This window comes from Tamlana flava (assembly GCF_041287255.1).
Lineage (GTDB): Bacteria > Bacteroidota > Bacteroidia > Flavobacteriales > Flavobacteriaceae > Tamlana > Tamlana flava.
In genome coordinates this window covers 86,629-104,751 of sequence record NZ_JBGGTX010000001.1, presented here as the reverse complement: position 1 = coordinate 104,751, position 18,123 = coordinate 86,629, and the positions used below count along the sequence as shown (strand labels likewise).

17 protein-coding genes are annotated in these 18,123 nt (G+C 33.1%); 6 read left to right on the top strand and 11 right to left on the bottom strand.

Annotated elements, in window-relative coordinates; translation table 11 throughout:
• The first annotated feature begins 279 nt into the window (after positions 1 to 279).
• The 3 genes from ACB104_RS00445 (at position 280) to ACB104_RS00435 (ending at position 2,331) form a co-directional block, all read left to right on the top strand.
• The gene (locus ACB104_RS00445) at positions 280 to 1,425 is read left to right on the top strand and encodes a M14 family zinc carboxypeptidase (protein WP_370476225.1); all 1,146 of its coding nucleotides are present in this window, start codon (positions 280 to 282) and stop codon (positions 1,423 to 1,425) included.
• A 70-nt stretch (positions 1,426 to 1,495) separates the two neighbouring features.
• On the top strand, positions 1,496 to 1,975 hold the full coding sequence (locus tag ACB104_RS00440) for an Lrp/AsnC family transcriptional regulator (protein ID WP_370476223.1): 480 nt from the start codon (positions 1,496 to 1,498) through the stop codon (positions 1,973 to 1,975).
• Positions 1,976 to 2,157: 182 nt separating this feature from the next.
• Entirely contained in the window at positions 2,158 to 2,331 is a 174-nt protein-coding gene (locus tag ACB104_RS00435; RefSeq protein ID WP_370476221.1) for a hypothetical protein, read from the top strand.
• Positions 2,332 to 2,497: 166 nt separating this feature from the next.
• Here the strand turns inward: ACB104_RS00435 and ACB104_RS00430 are convergent, their stop codons facing one another.
• Complete coding sequence (locus tag ACB104_RS00430) at positions 2,498 to 3,781, bottom strand: nucleotide sugar dehydrogenase (RefSeq protein WP_370476220.1); 1,284 nt, start codon at positions 3,779 to 3,781, stop codon at positions 2,498 to 2,500.
• Positions 3,782 to 4,195: 414 nt separating this feature from the next.
• The gene (locus ACB104_RS00425; protein WP_370476218.1) at positions 4,196 to 5,179 is read right to left on the bottom strand and encodes an SDR family oxidoreductase; all 984 of its coding nucleotides are present in this window, start codon (positions 5,177 to 5,179) and stop codon (positions 4,196 to 4,198) included.
• A gap of 476 nt (positions 5,180 to 5,655) precedes the next feature.
• Here ACB104_RS00425 and ACB104_RS00420 point away from each other — a divergent pair, with 476 nt between their 5' ends.
• Entirely contained in the window at positions 5,656 to 6,786 is a 1,131-nt protein-coding gene (locus tag ACB104_RS00420; RefSeq protein ID WP_370476217.1) for a DegT/DnrJ/EryC1/StrS family aminotransferase, read from the top strand.
• Between the two features lie 103 nt (positions 6,787 to 6,889).
• Here the strand turns inward: ACB104_RS00420 and aroB are convergent, their stop codons facing one another.
• Complete coding sequence (gene aroB / locus ACB104_RS00415; protein WP_370476215.1) at positions 6,890 to 7,957, bottom strand: 3-dehydroquinate synthase; 1,068 nt, start codon at positions 7,955 to 7,957, stop codon at positions 6,890 to 6,892.
• 92 nt (positions 7,958 to 8,049) lie between these two features.
• On the opposite strand from aroB, the gene ACB104_RS00410 reads away from it, so the two are divergent.
• Positions 8,050 to 9,225: a proline dehydrogenase family protein gene (locus ACB104_RS00410; protein WP_370476213.1), complete on the top strand. Its 1,176-nt coding sequence runs from the start codon at positions 8,050 to 8,052 to the stop codon at positions 9,223 to 9,225.
• 2 nt (positions 9,226 to 9,227) lie between these two features.
• On the opposite strand, the gene ACB104_RS00405 is transcribed toward ACB104_RS00410, so the two are convergent.
• From ACB104_RS00405 to ACB104_RS00390, 4 genes are all read right to left on the bottom strand, one after another.
• Positions 9,228 to 10,298: a polysaccharide biosynthesis protein gene (locus tag ACB104_RS00405; protein WP_370476212.1), complete on the bottom strand. Its 1,071-nt coding sequence runs from the start codon at positions 10,296 to 10,298 to the stop codon at positions 9,228 to 9,230.
• A 91-nt stretch (positions 10,299 to 10,389) separates the two neighbouring features.
• Positions 10,390 to 10,986 carry a sugar transferase gene (locus ACB104_RS00400; protein WP_370476210.1) on the bottom strand — a complete coding sequence of 199 codons (597 nt, stop codon included), beginning with the start codon at positions 10,984 to 10,986 and terminating at the stop codon, positions 10,390 to 10,392.
• Positions 10,976 to 11,359 (bottom strand): hypothetical protein, encoded by a 384-nt coding sequence (locus ACB104_RS00395; RefSeq protein WP_370476208.1) that lies wholly within the window; start codon positions 11,357 to 11,359, stop codon positions 10,976 to 10,978. The genes ACB104_RS00400 and ACB104_RS00395 overlap by 11 nt, the downstream gene beginning before the upstream one ends.
• Before the next feature lie 39 nt (positions 11,360 to 11,398).
• The gene (locus ACB104_RS00390) at positions 11,399 to 12,598 is read right to left on the bottom strand and encodes an alanine dehydrogenase (protein WP_370476207.1); all 1,200 of its coding nucleotides are present in this window, start codon (positions 12,596 to 12,598) and stop codon (positions 11,399 to 11,401) included.
• Between the two features lie 188 nt (positions 12,599 to 12,786).
• On the opposite strand from ACB104_RS00390, the gene ACB104_RS00385 reads away from it, so the two are divergent.
• Positions 12,787 to 15,201 (top strand): outer membrane beta-barrel family protein, encoded by a 2,415-nt coding sequence (locus ACB104_RS00385; protein ID WP_370476205.1) that lies wholly within the window; start codon positions 12,787 to 12,789, stop codon positions 15,199 to 15,201.
• Between the two features lie 17 nt (positions 15,202 to 15,218).
• Here ACB104_RS00385 and ACB104_RS00380 read toward each other — a convergent pair whose 3' ends face one another.
• The 4 genes from ACB104_RS00380 to porX all read right to left on the bottom strand — a co-directional run bounded on the left by ACB104_RS00380 (position 15,219) and on the right by porX (position 18,098).
• Positions 15,219 to 15,770 (bottom strand): hypothetical protein, encoded by a 552-nt coding sequence (locus ACB104_RS00380; protein ID WP_370476204.1) that lies wholly within the window; start codon positions 15,768 to 15,770, stop codon positions 15,219 to 15,221.
• The gene (locus ACB104_RS00375; protein WP_370476202.1) at positions 15,718 to 15,855 is read right to left on the bottom strand and encodes a hypothetical protein; all 138 of its coding nucleotides are present in this window, start codon (positions 15,853 to 15,855) and stop codon (positions 15,718 to 15,720) included. The genes ACB104_RS00380 and ACB104_RS00375 overlap by 53 nt, the downstream gene beginning before the upstream one ends.
• 197 nt (positions 15,856 to 16,052) lie before the next feature.
• A complete protein-coding gene (gene tsaE, locus ACB104_RS00370; protein ID WP_370476200.1) occupies positions 16,053 to 16,457 on the bottom strand; it encodes a tRNA (adenosine(37)-N6)-threonylcarbamoyltransferase complex ATPase subunit type 1 TsaE in 405 nt (134 codons plus the stop codon).
• Positions 16,458 to 16,547: 90 nt separating this feature from the next.
• Positions 16,548 to 18,098 (bottom strand): T9SS response regulator signal transducer PorX, encoded by a 1,551-nt coding sequence (porX, locus tag ACB104_RS00365; RefSeq protein ID WP_370477089.1) that lies wholly within the window; start codon positions 18,096 to 18,098, stop codon positions 16,548 to 16,550.
• Positions 18,099 to 18,123 lie beyond the last annotated feature (25 nt).

The window sequence follows — 18,123 nt, the reverse complement described above, 5'->3', positions numbered from 1 at the left end:
TTGGGGCGTTTTGTTTTACAAATGTAATAAAACAACTTAAATAGAATGAAATAAATAGTCTTTTATTTAGTTTTATTTAAAATTAAAAGTTTACATAAATAAATATAATATATTGAATTATAATATATTAAAACATATTTAAAATATAATAATAAATTTCACCTTTATAAATTTACATCAATAGTCAAAGAATGACACAATTGTAAACAAAACTTCAAAAATAAGTGTTTACAATTGTAAATTATTAAATGTTTACATTTGTCAATTAAAGGAAATCGCATGGAAGTTGATTATATAAAAAACCTTTTTTACAAACACAAAGAGAGCAGTTTACAGCATCGTTACATAACCAATAATCATATAGAACCCTTATTAGAAAAATTGGGTCAAAAGGTTGTTTTGGAAACGATTGGTAAATCAGTTTTAGGCAAATCAATATATGGTTTAAAATTAGGTTATGGAAAGAAAAGGGTTTTGATGTGGTCTCAAATGCACGGTAATGAATCTACAACAACCAAGTCTTTGTTTGATTTGTTAAATGCGTTATTGAATGATTTATCTGGTTTAAATGACATACTGGAAAATTGCACGTTATACATCATTCCAATTTTGAATCCAGATGGCGCTGCCGCTTATACTCGGGTAAATGCCAATGAGGTCGATTTGAACCGGGATGCACAAAATTTAACACAACCTGAAAGTAAAGTATTGAGGTCTGTATTTAATAGTTTTAAACCGCATTATTGCTACAACTTACATGGTCAACGCACTATTTTTAGTGCGGGGAACAAAAATAAGTCCGCGATTGTTTCATTTCTCTCCCCAGCACAAGATGAAGCCTGTGACGTCACAACGAACAGAAAAGTGGCCATGGAAATAATCGCTGTTATGGATAAAGCTTTGCAGGAAGTAATTCCCAACCATGTTGGCGTTTATGATGATGCATTTAATATAAATTGTGTTGGTGATACATTCCAGAGTGAAAATGTGCCCACAATTCTTTTTGAGGCAGGGCATTTCCCAGGAGATTACGGCAGGGAAAAAACGCGCGAACTCATTTACTTATCATATATAACATCACTTGGTTATATTGCAAAGAATGAGGTAGTCGGCAATTTTTATGAACCTTATTTTAATATCCCAGAAAATGAAAAATGGTTTTTTGATGTTATTATAAGAAATACTTTAGTGGGAGAGGAGGTTGTTGATGTTGGTTTTCAATTTCAAGAACGATTAGTTGGAAAAAAAATAGAATTTATCCCTAAGGTGCTGAAAATTGAGAAGTTAGAAAATTATTTTGGACACAGGGAGATTAATGCTGAAGGAAATAAATTACTTGGAGTGGATAATGAAGCTATAGAAATAGATTACGAAAACGTTTGCGTAATATTGAATAATGAAAAAATCTCATTAATTTCGAAATAAAGTACATGAATTATGTGTAATTATTAACAAAAATGTATTAATTTTGCTTTTTATTTAAGAAAAGTTAATTATGGGGAGAATAAAATTAGACGAAATCGATCATCAAATTCTTGATATGTTAATTGATAATACAAGAATTCCGTTTACTGACATTGCAAAAAAATTACTAATCTCTGCTGGTACTGTCCACGTCCGTGTAAAAAAAATGGAAGAATCGGGTATTATTAAAGGCTCTTCCTTAATGTTGGATTACAAAAAATTGGGTTATTCATTTATAGCCTATGTTGGTGTTTACTTAAATAATACATCACAAACCAAATTTGTTTTAGAGCGTATAAATGAAATCGCCTATGTAACGGTAGCCCATATAACAACTGGTAAGTTCAATATTTTCTGTAAAATACGTGCAAGAAGTACGGAACACGCCAAAGAAGTTATCTTCTTATTGGATGATATAGAAGGCGTTTACAGAACCGAGACGATGATTTCTTTGGAAGAAAGCATTAACGATAAGAAACGATTGATGCATTCTATTTTTAACGATATGTAAAATTTAATTTTTATGCATATACAGATAAAGCCTCTAAACCAGAGGCTTTTTTTTATATCATAGATTTTTTGTTTCTGATATTTTCACAAGTTCAATCAAACATTGTTTAGATTATTGAAGTATTTTGGTAATTTGATGAATATTTTTGTACAAAATATTCTAATAAAAACCTCAAAAAGGTTTTGGATGTAGCGAAAGTTAAAGTTAAATATCATGATGGTTTTTTTGAACGGGGAGCTTCCTTGCTTGCTCATATTAAAATTGTTGGTAGGTTTCAAGGTTCAATGGAAATAGGTCCTGGGCGTTCGGTAATAGGAGTATACTCGCAACCCAACGTTTATGGATATGAAAGATAAATTGATACAGAGGTGAAGCAAAGTGAAGCCTATAGGCCTTTTGCCCCTTTAGCTTTGGTTGAATCTTATAAAGAATGTTTTAATCTAGATATTTGCAATTGTTTATTGAGTTAATTATATGTTACATGTTGTAAAACCAATCTAAATATATAATATTTTAAATTATTTAAAGCCTATAGCTTAAACTAGAGCAAGGAATAATTCCTTTCACATCATATATTAAACCCTTATTTTTTAATAATAAATTTAAGTTCAACTTTAAATATTCTTTATGGGCAACCGTTAAAACTATGGCATCAAATTTTTCATTTGGTAAAATTTGGGTAGTTTCCAAGTTGTATTCATGATTTACTTCGGTTGGGTTTGCCCAAGGATCAAATATGGTAACATCTGTGCCAAAACTTTTTAGCTGATTAATTACATCAACTGCCTTAGTGTTTCTAACGTCAGGGCAATTTTCCTTAAATGTAATTCCTAGTACTAAAACCTTGGCATCTTTTATTCTAATATCTTTCCCTATCATTATCTTAATGATTTCGGAAGCGACATATTGTCCCATGCTATCATTGACCCTTCGTCCGGCCAAAATAATTTCAGGATGATAACCCACTTCCTGGGCTTTTTGGGCAAGATAATAGGGGTCGACACCGATACAATGACCACCTACAAGGCCGGGTTTAAATGGTAAAAAGTTCCATTTTGTGGCAGCTGCCTCTAAAACCGAATGGGTATCTATATGCATTAAGTTAAATATTTTAGCAAGCTCATTAACGAAAGCAATATTAATGTCTCGTTGCGAATTCTCGATGACTTTTGCAGCTTCAGCAACCTTAATGGAAGGAGCTAGATGGGTTCCTGCGGTAATAACACTGGCATATAATTTATCTACTTTTTTTCCAACTTCTGGTGTAGACCCTGCAGTTACCTTTAAAATCTTATCTACGGTATGCTCTTTGTCTCCGGGGTTAATGCGTTCTGGCGAATATCCTGCAAAAAAGTCTTCATTAAATTTTAACCCACTTGTTTTTTCTAGAACGGGAATGCACTCGTCTTCGGTAACCCCAGGATATACAGTAGATTCATAAATAACGATGTCTCCTTTTTTTAAAACTTTACCAACAGTTTCACTGGATTTATATAAAGGGGTTAAGTCTGGCCTGTTGTTTTTGTCTATTGGTGTAGGGACTGTAACTACATAGTAATTGCAATTTTTTATATCATTGAGGTTTGATGAGCAAAAAAGGCCAATGTCTTCATCTTGATGTGATTTTAATACTGATTTTAAAACGTTCGATTCAACTTCAAGAGTAGTATCATTCCCTTTTGATAGTTCATGAACTCTTTTGTGGTCAATATCGAAACCAACAACGTTATATTTTGTTGCAAACAATCTAGCAAGAGGCAGTCCAACGTATCCCAACCCAATGACAGCAATTTTGTATCCATTCATAATTTTAAATTATTGGCGCATTGAATAATATTCAAATTCAATGGCATCAATTTTTTCTTTATTAATAATATCCTTCAAAATAAATATAAGCAGTTTTTTTAGCAATTGATACGTTTTCTAGTGATGTGTTTAAGTGCTTTCCATTTTGCCATTAAGGTCCATAATATAACCTTTGATTTTATAAGATATATTTCAAATTGAACGATATAATATTTTACTTGTATTTTCTTGCGTTTAACTGAAATGCATTTCAGTTAATTGATAATTTTATCTGTATTAGTCTTTGTCTTTTTTTGGTACATTTTTTCAATTTTTTGTTTTTACAATTGCAATTTTCTTGTTTTGGATTATTACCATTTTTGACCCGCCAACACAACCTGCTTCAATACAACACATTTTTGTTATTTTTATTTGTTATAGGTGCTTCCAATACCAATCTAAGGCTTTCTTAATGCCATCATTGATATTATATTTTGGATTATAGCCTAAAAGAAGCTTAGCCTTGTCGATAGATGCCAAAGAGTGGGGAATATCTCCAACCCTGTTTTCACGGTGTTTTATTTCAACATTGTTTATTGATTTGTCAAACTCAGAAAGATGTTTTTTTAAGAGGGTTGCCAGTTCCAACAAAGTCGTTCTTTCACCATAAGCCACATTATATACAGTATTTAATGCATCTTTGTTAGTTGTCGTTAAAGATAAAATGTTCATTTGGATTACATTGTCTATGTATGTGAAATCCCGAGAATAACTTCCATCTCCATTAATTATGGGAGACTCGTGTTTGATTAGTTGTTTTACAAAAAGCGGGATTACTGCGGCATACGCTCCATTAGGGTCTTGACGTTTTCCAAAAACATTAAAATACCTGAGACCAATTGTATCTAATCCATATGTTTTTTGGAAAATATCTGCATATAATTCATTGACATATTTCGTTACAGCATAAGGAGAAAGAGGTTTGCCGATAACTTCTTCAACTTTTGGAAGTGCTTCATGGTCCCCATAAGTGGAAGAACTTGCTGCATAAACAAAGCGTTTTACTTTTGCGTCACGGGCAGCAACAAGCATATTTAAAAATCCTGAAACATTAACATCGTTGGTAGTTACAGGGTCTTTTATTGATCTAGGCACAGACCCAAGTGCAGCTTGGTGCAAAACAAAATCTACCTCGGTACATGCAACATGGCAATCTTTAAGGCTTCTTATGTCGCCTTCAATAAGCTTAAAGTTCTTATTCTTAAGAAAGGGGGTTATGTTTTCTCGTTTACCCGTTGCAAAATTATCTAAACAAACTGTATTAATATCATTTAAAAGGAGTGTTTCACATAAATTTGAACCTATAAATCCAGCACCACCAGTAACCAACACTGTCTTGCCTTTTAATGTTTCAATCATTTCGATTTGGGTTTAAATTTGTTATTATTACAAATATGTGAAAAATTATTAGAAACTTTTATCGTTTATAACATTTAAAGAAGATTAAAATAATTGAGAATCGGTAACCAACAAACTTTATCTGTCGTAAGCATGGTAATGTAGTTAACCGATTTTAATCACGCTTTTGGCCGTTGCATTAAATCAATTATTAAATTTATAACATATTTAACAAGATTGAATTGATTAATAGCATATTAATCTAATTAAGTAAAATAAATTCAAATATACAAGCTCTCGGAAAACATCGATTACTTATTAATTTTTTAGATAATATGTTTTAAATTATCATTATTAATTATACAGTTATTAGTTGATTGATAATTTTGTTTAATGATTCAGAGAGAACTATCCAATGGTTTTTTTAAAATCATTAGCCGTTATATTTTGGACAATTATGGCGCGAAGCTTGTTATGTGGGATTTAAAACATTTTAAATGCTAACTAAAAGTAAAATATATTTGTCTTCACCTCACATGGGAGGTTCTGAGCAGAAATTTGTGAATGAAGCGTTTACAACCAACTGGATTGCCCCATTAGGCCCAAATGTTAATGGTTTTGAAAATGACATTGAACATTATATCGGTGGTGATAAACATGTTGCTGCTTTAGCTTCAGGTACGGCTGCTATCCATTTGGCTTTGCAGCTCCTTAATGTATCACAGGGGGATGAGGTTTTATGCCAAAGTTTTACTTTTTCGGCATCCGCCAATCCCATTGTGTATCAAGGAGCATCTCCTATATTTATAGATAGTGAGCCTGATACATGGAATATGTCCCCCGAACTACTGGAAATAGCCATTCAAGATAGAATTCAAAAATATAAAAAACCTAAGGCTATAGTTGCTACTCATTTATACGGCATGCCATATAAAGCAAAAGAAATCAATGCCGTTGCCAAAAAATATGACATTCCAGTTGTTGAGGATAGTGCAGAAGCTTTGGGTAGTAGATATCATAATAATTACTGTGGGACACTTTCTGATATTGGTGTTTTTTCATTCAATGGAAACAAAATAATTACCACTTCAGGTGGAGGAGCCATAGTCGTTAATTCCAAGGAACAAAAAGATAAGGCCATATTTTTATCAACACAAGCTAGAGATAATGCACCGCATTATGAACATTCCACAATTGGACATAATTATAGAATGAGCAATGTTTTGGCAGGAATAGGAAGAGGGCAAATGGAAGTTCTTGAAGAGCACGTTGCAGCAAGAAGAAGGAATTTTGAATTTTACAAAAAGCATTTATCTAAATTTAATAGCATTTCATTTTTAGAAGAACCTGAAAATTTCTTTTCCAATAGATGGATTACGTGCATAACAACGGATTCATATGAGTTAAGAGAGGGAATGCGACTTGCATTGCAAGAAGATGATATTGAATCAAGACCTTTATGGAAACCCATGCACATGCAACCGGTTTTTAAAGACTCTATTTATTTTGCGAACGGTATATCAGAAGATTTGTTTAACAGAGGCCTGTGTTTGCCCAGTGGGTCTAATTTAACAGAGGATGATTTACATAGAGTACTCAATATATTAATAGAATTCCTCAACTTATAATTAAGTTGCTTGTTTATCACAAAAATAAGCATCAAAATGGCTGGTTTTTGTTATTGAATTAGCCATGATACCTTTGGCATTTTGCTTTTAAAGCTGAAATAAATTATTTTGAATAAAATTCGAAAGCATCAACTATTAGCTTTTCGTCAACTATGCAATCTAGTTTTGGCTCCCCAATATCCTTTAAAAGCACGAAGTTTATGTTGCCGTAATCATTTTTCTTATCGTACTTAAGTAAATCTATGATAGGGGTGTAATCATCTTTATTTATTTCTACTTTACCGTAATAAGCGATAAATAAATCTTTTATTTCAGAAACGGTTTCCTTTGGGAAGCCTAACATTTTAGAGGAAATGTAACATTCTAAAATCATGCCTACTATTATGGCCTCACCATGCAACAAAGTTGGTTTGTCATTATGGCTCAAAAAATACGACTCGACAGCATGCCCTAAAGTATGCCCAAAATTGAGCGTTTTACGCAAACCTGTTTCAAATTGGTCTTCTTCAACCACATTCTTTTTAATGATTACAGATTCATGAATTAATTCATCTAAATCATTTAGGGACAGTTTTGATAAGTCTAAAAAATTGTTCCAGTAGTCTTCACCTGTTATAAGTCCGTGTTTTAACATTTCCGCTAAACCAGAACGCATTTGGTTTTTGGGTAATGTGTTTAAAAATTCAGTGTCAATCAACACTAAGTCTGGATTACTGATTACACCAATCTGATTTTTTAAATACCCCAAATCAACACCCGTTTTCCCACCAACAGAAGCATCAACCATGGATAATAGAGTAGTAGGCACATTTACGTAGGCTATACCGCGTTTAAATGTGCAAGCAACAAAACCTCCTAAATCAGTAATTACACCACCACCAATATTAATAAGTAAGCTTTTTCTATCAGCATTCAGTTCGGAAAGGGTATTCCAAACGCCAACACATGTATCAATAGTTTTGTTGATTTCACCAGATTCTATTTCAATGATTTCCACTACAGCATTCGTTTCAAGATTGTTCAAAAACTTTGGTAAACAAAATTGATGCGTATTTTCATCAACAAGAATAAAAATTTTCGAAAAATTTCGTTGTTTAAGATGTTGATTTAATGAAGTATAGCTTACATCATTAAAATGAATGATACTGTCATTAGCGGTAATAGAATCCATAAAATATTTTGGTATTTTTTTACGCTGCGAAATTAAGGAGATTTTATAAAAAATGATAACTTCGTTACAACTAATATTATTTAAAATTTTTAATGAACACAGATTTAATTTTTGACAATACGGAAATAGCATTTTCGCTGAAAAATGATTCGGAATTAGAGCGTGCTTATTTTTTATTTAAAATGATATCTATTGAACCCCTTGTTAAAATTGGCACTGCAGCAACAAATTTTGCCATTAAGGCCCGTTTGCCCATTGAAGGCTTAATAAGATCAACGGTTTTTGACCATTTTTGTGGAGGGATAAATGAAGCTGACTGCCTTAATGTGATTGAAAAAATGTACTCTAAAGGTGTGAGTTCGGTTTTAGATTATTCGGTTGAAGGGAAGGAATCCGAAAAGGAGTTCGATGCTGCTAAAGATAAAATATTGGGCATTATTGATTTTGCAAAAGAAATTGAGGCTATTCCTATTGCAGTTTTTAAACCCAGCGGTTTTGGACGCTTCTCTTTATATGAAAAAGTAAGTAGGGGAGATATTTTGACGGAGTCTGAAAATATTGAGTGGAATCGGGTTGTTGGTCGGTACAATGAAGTGTGCAAAAAAGCTAAAGAAAATGATATTGCCATACTGATTGATGCGGAGGAGAGCTGGATGCAACGTGCTGCTGATGGCTTAGTGACCAAAATGATGCAAAAATATAATACTGAAAAGCCAATAGTTTATAACACACTACAAATGTATAGGCATGATAGAATTGCCTTTTTACTTGATGAACATAAAAAAGCTAAGGAAGGTAAATATTTTTTAGGTTATAAGTTAGTAAGAGGTGCCTACATGGAAAAGGAAAATGATAGGGCAGAAGACAAAGGTTATGTGTCACCAATTTGCGTGAGTAAATTTGCAACAGACGAAAATTTTAACAAGGCTGTGCGCTATATGACAGATAATTTGGAGGATATGTCATTATTTGCAGGAACCCATAACGAGGACAGTTGTTATTTGCTGATGAATTTGATGGAGGAAAAAGGACTTTTGAACAACGACCCAAGAGTTTGGTTTGGCCAATTATACGGCATGAGCGACCATATTAGTTTTAATTTGTCCAATAAAGGATACAACGTGGCAAAATATGTCCCTTTTGGCCCTGTAAAAGATGTTATGCCTTATTTAATAAGAAGGGCAGAAGAAAACACCTCAGTTGCTGGGCAAACAGGTAGAGAACTCGCACTATTAACCAAGGAAAAAAAGCGCAGAAAAACGCTATAGCTTTATATGTAGCCTTTTAAAATAGACTTTATTTCGTTATTTGACATATATGGCGTTACTCGGTAGAGTTCAGACAAATTTATTGGTTTTAATTCTGAGTCAATTTTTTCTTTAACAGCGAGAATATCCGTAATTTCTGTAGGAATTAAAGTTTCATTTTCAGAAATAATATCCTCTTCAAGCTTTTCACCAGGACGCAATCCTGTCTGCCTTATTTCAACATCTTGAGTTTGCTTGTTGAACAAGTGGATTATCCTTTCTACAATATCAACCATCCTGATTGGTTCACCCATATTGAATGTAAATGTGCCATGAGCTTTTTCGTTAAACAAGGCAATTTTTAAAATGAGATTACAGGCCTTGCGCTTGCAAATAAAATACCTAGACATCCTTCTGTCTGTCAATGTAATGGGCATGCCATTTTCTATTTGCTTTTTAAACAAAGGTATAACCGAACCATTTGAGCCTAAAATGTTTCCAAAACGTGCATTGAAAAAAGCTGTTTCATGTTTGGAATTTAGACTACTCAAGTATTTTTCACCTATTAGCTTTGTAGTTCCCATAACACTCACCGGATTTACCGCTTTGTCCGTTGAAATAAAAATAAATTTTTTTACGCTGTGTTCTATCGACAAATCGGCTAATAACTTAGTAGTAAATAAATTATTTTTTACGGCTTCGTATGGGTTTTCTTCCATTAAGGGCACATGTTTGTATGCTGCCGCATGAAAAATAAGCGAAGGTTTATATCTTGAAAAGACATGTCGTAATGATTCTTCTTCTATAATATTTAGTAAAAGAAACTCTATTCTGTCAATATTTTCAAATTCCAGTTCTTTAATGAGGTCATAAAGCGGAGATTCGGCCATATCAACCAAAATAAGTTTTTTAAATTGACAGGTTAAGAATTGCTTGCACAACCCACTACCGATTGAACCTGCAGCTCCAGTTATGAGAATAGTTTCTTCTGTGAAGTTGAAATTGGAACTGTATTCAGTAGGTTTTTGTTTTGTTGAAAATAGTCCGCTATCAATTAATAGTTGGTCTATATGATTGGCTGAAAATTTATTCATTTGGGATTAACTTCGCTAACATGTACTTGTTATGGGGTGAAATACAATTGCAAAGTATGAATAATAATATTTTAAGCCAAAGGCATGTGAATTATTTAGTTATTGCTTTTAAAACGGTTAGGCCTATAAGCTTCAAATCAAAAAAGAAGTTTCTTTTTTTTATGTATTCTTTGTTTAATTTTAGTTTGTTAGGAATAACGGTTTTTATAAAAAACTCTTCAGAGTTTTCCGCGGACTTCAAAAGCTCAACCTCATTTCTATATTTCAATGAAGCCAACCCGGTAATACCAGGCTTCACCAGAAAAATTTTCATATCGTCTTCGCCATAAAAATTCACATAATATCGTAATTCCGGACGTGGTCCGACAAAACTCATATCTCCCTTTAAAATATTGATCAACTGTGGAAATTCATCAATTTTATAACGGCGCAAAAAATAGCCGATTTTTGTGATTCGTGAGTCATTATTTCCCAGTGTTAGCAGTCCTTTTTTTTCAGACTGAACGCGCATGGTCCTAAATTTATAAATGTTAAAGTCCTTGTTGTTTTTGCCTACACGCCCTTGAATGAAAAGAACAGGCCCCTTTGAGTCCAGTTTTATAAGAATGGCCAACAAGAGTAAGATAGGGAATAAGAGAATCAATCCTATTAAGGACAAAACAACATCAAAGATTCGTTTAATAATCATTTTGTTTTGCTGTCAAATTAATAATCGTAGCTGTGCTATCACAATTTTCGACTGTTAGAAAAAGCTCCTTATTTTTTATGTTCCCTTCAACTGAATAAATTGCACAAGGTGTTTTTCTTGGGTCACTTTCTGAAAAATTAATATCTCCCTTTTTTAATATATAATCGATTTCAATGGAATCTACAACTTTATCATCTAAAGATTTTTGAACAGACTGACTGTAAATTAATTTCTTGGAATTTATGTTCTTTAAGACCCGTGCATCAAGCCCATAGCTGCAGGATGTTTTTTTTCCGGCGAGGAAAAAGGCCAATATAATCACGCCAATAGCAAAGCCACCTAAATAGTAGCCAATGCGCTGTATTAGTTTCATATTAAAATATGGTAAAGGAGAATAAACAAAGACTTTGGGTTAAAAAATGAGCAGATTAACATCATTATAATCCAAATTAAACCATTCGGCCACAGATTTGTTTGTTAAAATGCCGTGGTAAAAGTACAACCCATTTTTTAAACCTCTATCAAATCTAATGGAATTTTCCAATCCGCCATCTTCGGCAATTTTTAGCAAGTAAGGCGTGAATATGTTACTGATGGAAACCGATGAAGTTCGGGGGTATCTGGCAGGAATATTTGGAACGCAGTAATGCACTACATCATGCTTTATGAATGTAGGTTGGTTATGTGTTGTTACCTCACTAGTCTCGAAACAACCACCCATGTCTATACTTACATCTATTATGATGGCACCCTTTTTCATGGTTTGTACGAGGCTTTCTGTAACAACTATCGGCGATCTGTTCACACCACGCACGGCTCCAATCACGACATCGCAACGCCTTAAGGCTTTTTTTAAATTTTTGGGCTGTAGAGTGGATGTGAAAATAGGTCGTCCAAGGTGTGATTGCAAACGTCTAAGTTTGGTGATTGAATTATCAAAAACCTTAACTCCGGCACCTAGACCTATGGCTCCTCTGGCAGCAAACTCGCCAACCGTACCGGCTCCCAAAATTACCACCTCTACGGGAGGAACGCCACTAATATTTCCAAACATAAGTCCGTTGCCACTTTCCGTGTTCGATAATAATTCAGAGGCAATTAAAATAGATGCTGTACCGGCTATTTCGCTCAACGACTTTACCGCAGGATAGTTGCCATCTGCATCTCTTATGAACTCAAATGCAAGTGCAGTAATGCGTTTTGATGCAAGCGTTTCAAAGTATTTTTTTGATTGTGTTTTTAATTGTAAAGCAGAAATCAGGATGGTTTGAGGATTGATGAGTTTAACCTGTTCAAGGCTAGGAGGTTCAACTTTCAAAATCATGGGACATGAAAAGACTTTTGCTGTATCCTTCGTTATTTCAGCTCCAGCTTCACTATAATCTCTATCGCTAAAATTGGCACCTTCACCAGCTCCAGACTCCATTAAAACTCTATGCCCATTACTAACAAGCGCATATACGGCATCTGGTGTTAAACACACTCGCTTTTCTTGAAAAGCTGTTTCTTTTGGTATGCCAATGAATAATTCGCCTTTCTTTTTAAATACTTCTAACGTTTCTTCTTGTGGCAAAAGTTGTTGTTTTGTGAAAGGTGAAATAGATTTAGCCATGTTCAGTTTTTAAGAAAAATCAAATTACAAATTATTTTCTAAAGGTAACAGAAACTGAAAAATAATTTATGTTTTTATAAGCCAATAATCGAGAATTAATAATGGTAGGAAAAAGGCACAATTTAGCTGTGGGTTTGCCACACATTCATTTGATTAAAAAATTATAAATTTGTGTTATAAGTTGCTTTATGACCAGATACCTGCTATTGCTTTGTGGTTTATTGATTCCCTTTGTAAGTTTCTCTCAAGAATTCAAAATTTCGGGCTACGTAAAAGACACCAATAACCAGCCTATTGCTTATGCCAATGTGGTATTGATTGTTACTAACGAGAATCCTGAATTTGGAGATATTACCGATGATTCTGGAAAGTTTTTAATTGATGGCGTGTCCTCTGGAAATTATAAACTTAAAGTTAGTTTTTTGGGTTATAAGGAGTTTTTGAAAGATATTAATCTTGAGAGCGATGTTGATTTAGGGACTATGGTTTTAGAGGAAAGCTTGCAGGAGCTTGATCGGGTTACGATTATTACCAAAAAACCGACTGTTAAAAGAATGGTAGACAGGTTGGTATTTAATGTCGAAAATTCTACGATATCAAACGATAATGTACTTGAAGTTTTAAAGTATACACCAGGTGTTTTAATTGTAGACGACAAGATTAAAATAAAAAAATCAACACCTACGGTTTACATCAATGATAAAAAAGTGCATTTATCTTCTAAAGAGGTCATTCAATTACTTGAGGGAACTAATGCTAGTGGTATAAAATCCATTGAAGTTATTACAAACCCACCTGCAAAATATGAGGCTGAAGGCGATGCCGTATTAAACATTGTAACAAGTAAAAACATTATTTCCGGTTACCATGGGAGCGCTTTTGGAAATTATAAGCAGGGCCATGAATTTCCGAAATATAGTTTTGGGAACAGCCATTTCTTCAAGACCAATAAACTAAATACATATTTAAACTATAGTATAAGTCCCAAAAAAGATTTCAGTCAAATTCTTCAAAAAACAAATTTTATTGAAAACGGCAACACCATGAGTATATGGGAAAGTGATTTTGAAAAAGTTGAGAAATCTGCAAACCAAAATATAAATGCCAATATTGATTATGAAATAAATGCCAATAATATGCTTAACATTTCTGCTTTAACAATTTTGGCTCCACGAAACAATTCAAAAACCACTTCAGATGCTGTTGCCGAAATATACAACTCTAATCAGTTATTGGATTCCACTCAAAGCACGTTAAACAAAAAGGTAAACGAAACGATTAATACATCAATAGACCTAAATTATGTGCATAAATTTAAGGATGATGGCGAAAAAATTTCGGTTAGCTTGCATTATACGGATTTTGACGATTCAAGTTACCAAGATGTAAGCACAACATATTTATATCCTGGAGGAACAACCAATTCTAGAACCAACAAGTTTCAAACATTTACAAGTCAGGAAATAAAGCTTTATACTGGGCAGGTAGATTATGAATTGCAAACTGGAGAATCTGGAATGTTTGAATCTGGATTAAAGTTTTCAAGCATTGATTCAGATAACATTTTAACTCAATATGATTTTGACAACGGGTTAAAGGTTGAAGACCTTAATAATTCAGATCAATTTTTATATGATGAAAAAAATTATGCTTCTTATGTAAGCTATTCACAAGATTGGGATGATTGGAGTTTGAAGACCGGGTTTAGGTTTGAATATACAGAAACAATGGGTAATTCAATATCAACGGGTCAAACAAACAAATCAAATTACGCGAAGCTTTTTCCATCGCTTAGTATTTCAAAAACACTAAACGACAAAAATGAACTTTACCTGAATTATAGTAGGCGGATTTATAGGCCTCGTTACAGTTTGCTCAATCCATTTAAGTACTTTTTTACCGATAATTCATATATTGTTGGAGACCCCAAGTTAGTTCCACAAATAGATGACACGTTTACATTAGGGTATACGTTTGACAACAATTATACTTTTGAATTTTATTACCGTAATGAAAACAACCCAATTCTTGAATACATTTATCAAGATAATGATGATAACTTATTGATTTATAAAAGAACAAATTTAGATCAATCTATTTCATATGGACTTGATTTCATTACCTACAAGCAAATATTAAATTGGTGGACTATTTATTCGGTTAGTTCTATTTTTTATTATGAGAACAATTTTTTCACTCCAGATAGCAGCTCCATTTTTACAACAGATATCTGGTCTTTTTATACAGAAATAAACAACTATTTATCCTTATTAAAGAATAAAAGCTTAACTGCGGATGTATCCTTTGTTTATTCCTCTCCAACAAGCTATGGCCCTGAGAGAACAAGTTCATCATCCAGCCTAAATATTAATTTTAAAAAGACATTTTGGGATAATAGAGCCGCATTAAATATTGGGGTTACTGATGTTTTTAACAACCAAAATTATTCAAGCACAATTAAGTATTTAAATCAAGATAATTATTCAGATTTAAGAAGGGAAACCAGATTATTTGTTTTAGGCTTTAATTATAAATTCGGAAATGTTTTCTTGAAAAACAGCGAAAGACACCCGGAATTGGAAGAACGCACTAGATTGGATTAGCGGTTTTCAATCAAAAATTAAAAATATTGCTTAATTCTTTCCCAAAAATTCTTTGGCTTTAATTTGAACTCATCCTCAAGCTCCTGCATGCTCTTGGTGGTCGTGTTAATCTTATTAAACATTTGGGCTCTTATCAAATATATGGTTGGAATAACAATGGCCATAACTGGTATTAAATATATGAGTTGAAACTCATCTATAAATTTAGAATCCGCATTTAAAACTACAATTGTTTGAAAAACATACATGGCAATAGGAACCAAAAGAACGTGGTACCACCAATGGCGACAAGTAAAAAACCATATAAATAAGAGATATAGGGGTATAAGTTTACCCGTAATAACCCAAACAAAGTAATTGGCATCTTCCCACCATTGGCTATCGTAAGTAAATAAAAAAGTGCTCCAAACACGTTGTTGTGGAACACTTTCATATAAGGAAAATAAATAAGGAGTTATAGCAATAAATACAGCAATTAAGCTTCCTGTAAAAAGCTGTTTCCCCTGATTTCCGCTTTTAAGCGGCGATTGGTCTGGCTGTTTTTGATACTTTTGCTGTTTGTTGTGCATCTGCGTTATACTGATTAGCAGCTTGAGCTAAAAATAACATACCACCGAAAATTGCGATTGCAATTAAATACTTTTTTGTTCTCATAATGTAAGGGATTTAATTAATTAATTACTCAAATGTAAATAAACACTACAGCTGAGAGGCGTTGTAAATGTTAAAAAAATGTTAAAATGAGTTGTTTTTAAAATTTCCGCTGTGGGTTTCCCGTAATGAACAAAAAAATTAGGTTAAATCATGTTATTGTAGGCTCATTGGCTATTTAATTAAAGGGTTATTTTGGTTTAAACTAGACTTAAAATCCTCCTGTTTTTAATGGCAGATTTTAATTTTATTTCGTCAAAATCATTGCCTAAAATGGGTTCTATTTTTTCAGGCCATTCAATCAATTTCCAACAATCGGAATCTAAGTAATCTTCGATTCCAAAATTGTAGGCTTCTTCTAAGTCTTTAATTCTATATAAATCAAAATGATAAATTTTACCATCATTTAACTTATACTCATTCACAATTGAAAAGGTAGGGCTGCTGGCTTCATCATTACTTCCCAAAACTTTAACTATGGCCTTAATTAATGTGGTTTTGCCCACACCCATGTCCCCATAAAATAATAAAGTTCTGGTTCTAGAGTTTTTAATAAGCTGTTTAGCAACAAGCTCAACCTCATCCAGGTCATAGGATATTTTCAATGTTCATAAAATTTATGGCAATAATAGTGATTATATTCCTAAAATCCTAGGAATTTAAGCATTTCATCGGGTTTATTTGCTTTTTGTGGATTATTTTGGACTCAAAACTACAAATGGAATAATCATTTCTTCAAGAGAAACACCGCCGTGTTGGTATGTATTTCTGTAATAACTAACATAATGATTATAATTGTTCGGATATGCAAAAAACAAATCGCTTTTAGCAAAAATGTAAGAACTACTCATGTTTATGCTGGGCAAATGAAGTTCTTTGGGGTCTTTAGCCACTAAAACATCTTTATTGTCGTATGTAAGGCTTCTTCCAGTTTTATATCTTAAATTAAGGCTTGTGTCGCGATCGCCAATAACTTTAGAAGGGTTTTTAACGTTTATAGTGCCATGGTCTGTGGTTAAAATCAACTTGAAGCCCAACCGTTGTGCTTGCTGTATCATTTCAAGCAAAGGCGAGTTTTTAAACCAGCTAAGGGTTAATGACCTGTACGCTTTATCGTTTGACGCTAATTCTTTCACCACTTCCATTTCTGTCTTGGCATGCGAAAGCATATCAACAAAATTATAAACTATTACGCTTAAATCGTTCTTTTTCAATGAATTGAAATTCTCTACAAGCTTTTTTCCGGTTTTTAAATTTGTGATTTTATGGTATTCATATTCCAAATGCGTTAAGCCGAGTCGTTTTATTTGGGTTTCTAGAAATTCGGCTTCATGCAGATTTTTACCACCTTCATCGGTATCATTTTTCCAATATTGAGGAAACAATTTTTCCATTTCACTGGGCATTAAGCCAGAAAAAATGGCATTTCTTGCATATTGTGTTGCCGTTGGTAGAATACTGAAAAACGCTTCTTCTTTATTTTTTTTAAAGTAATTGTTCACAATAGGTTCAAAAACTTTCCATTGGTCGTAGCGAAGATTATCAATAACGACCAAGACCGTAGGTTGATCTTTACTTATTTCGGGAACAATTTTTTCTTTAAAAAGGGTATGCGACATAATGGGGGCAGCATTTCTGCTAAACCAATCCGCGTAGTTTTTTTCAATAAATTTTCCAAATTGAATATTGGCCTCAACCTTTTGCGATTCAAGGATTTCAAACATACTGGCATCTTCAATATCTTCCAATTGAATTTCCCAATAAATCAGTTTTTGATATAAGTTAACCCATTCTTCGTAACTATTTACCATGGCCAAATCCATAGCAATTTTTCTAAATTCTTGTTGGTAGTTCGAGGTTGTTTTTTCTGAAACCAATCTGGAATTGTCCAAATTCTTTTTTAGGCTCAATAAAATTTGGTTCGGGTTGACAGGTTTAATCAAATAATCAGCAATTTTATTACCAATGGCTTCTTCCATGATATATTCTTCCTCACTTTTGGTAATCATCACCACAGGAAGATTGTCTTTCCTTTCTTTTATTTCATTCAGTGTTTCAAGCCCTGTAAGACCGGGCATGTTTTCATCCAAAAAAACAATATCAAAGTTTTCATCATCCAAAACATCAATAGCCTCAGAGCCACTTTGACATGTGGTAACGGCGTAGTTTTTTTTCTCAAGGAATAAAATATGTGGTTTTAATAAATCAATTTCATCATCAACCCAAAGTATTTTTATCATATCAATAGTCTTTTTTATGTGGAAAACAGTT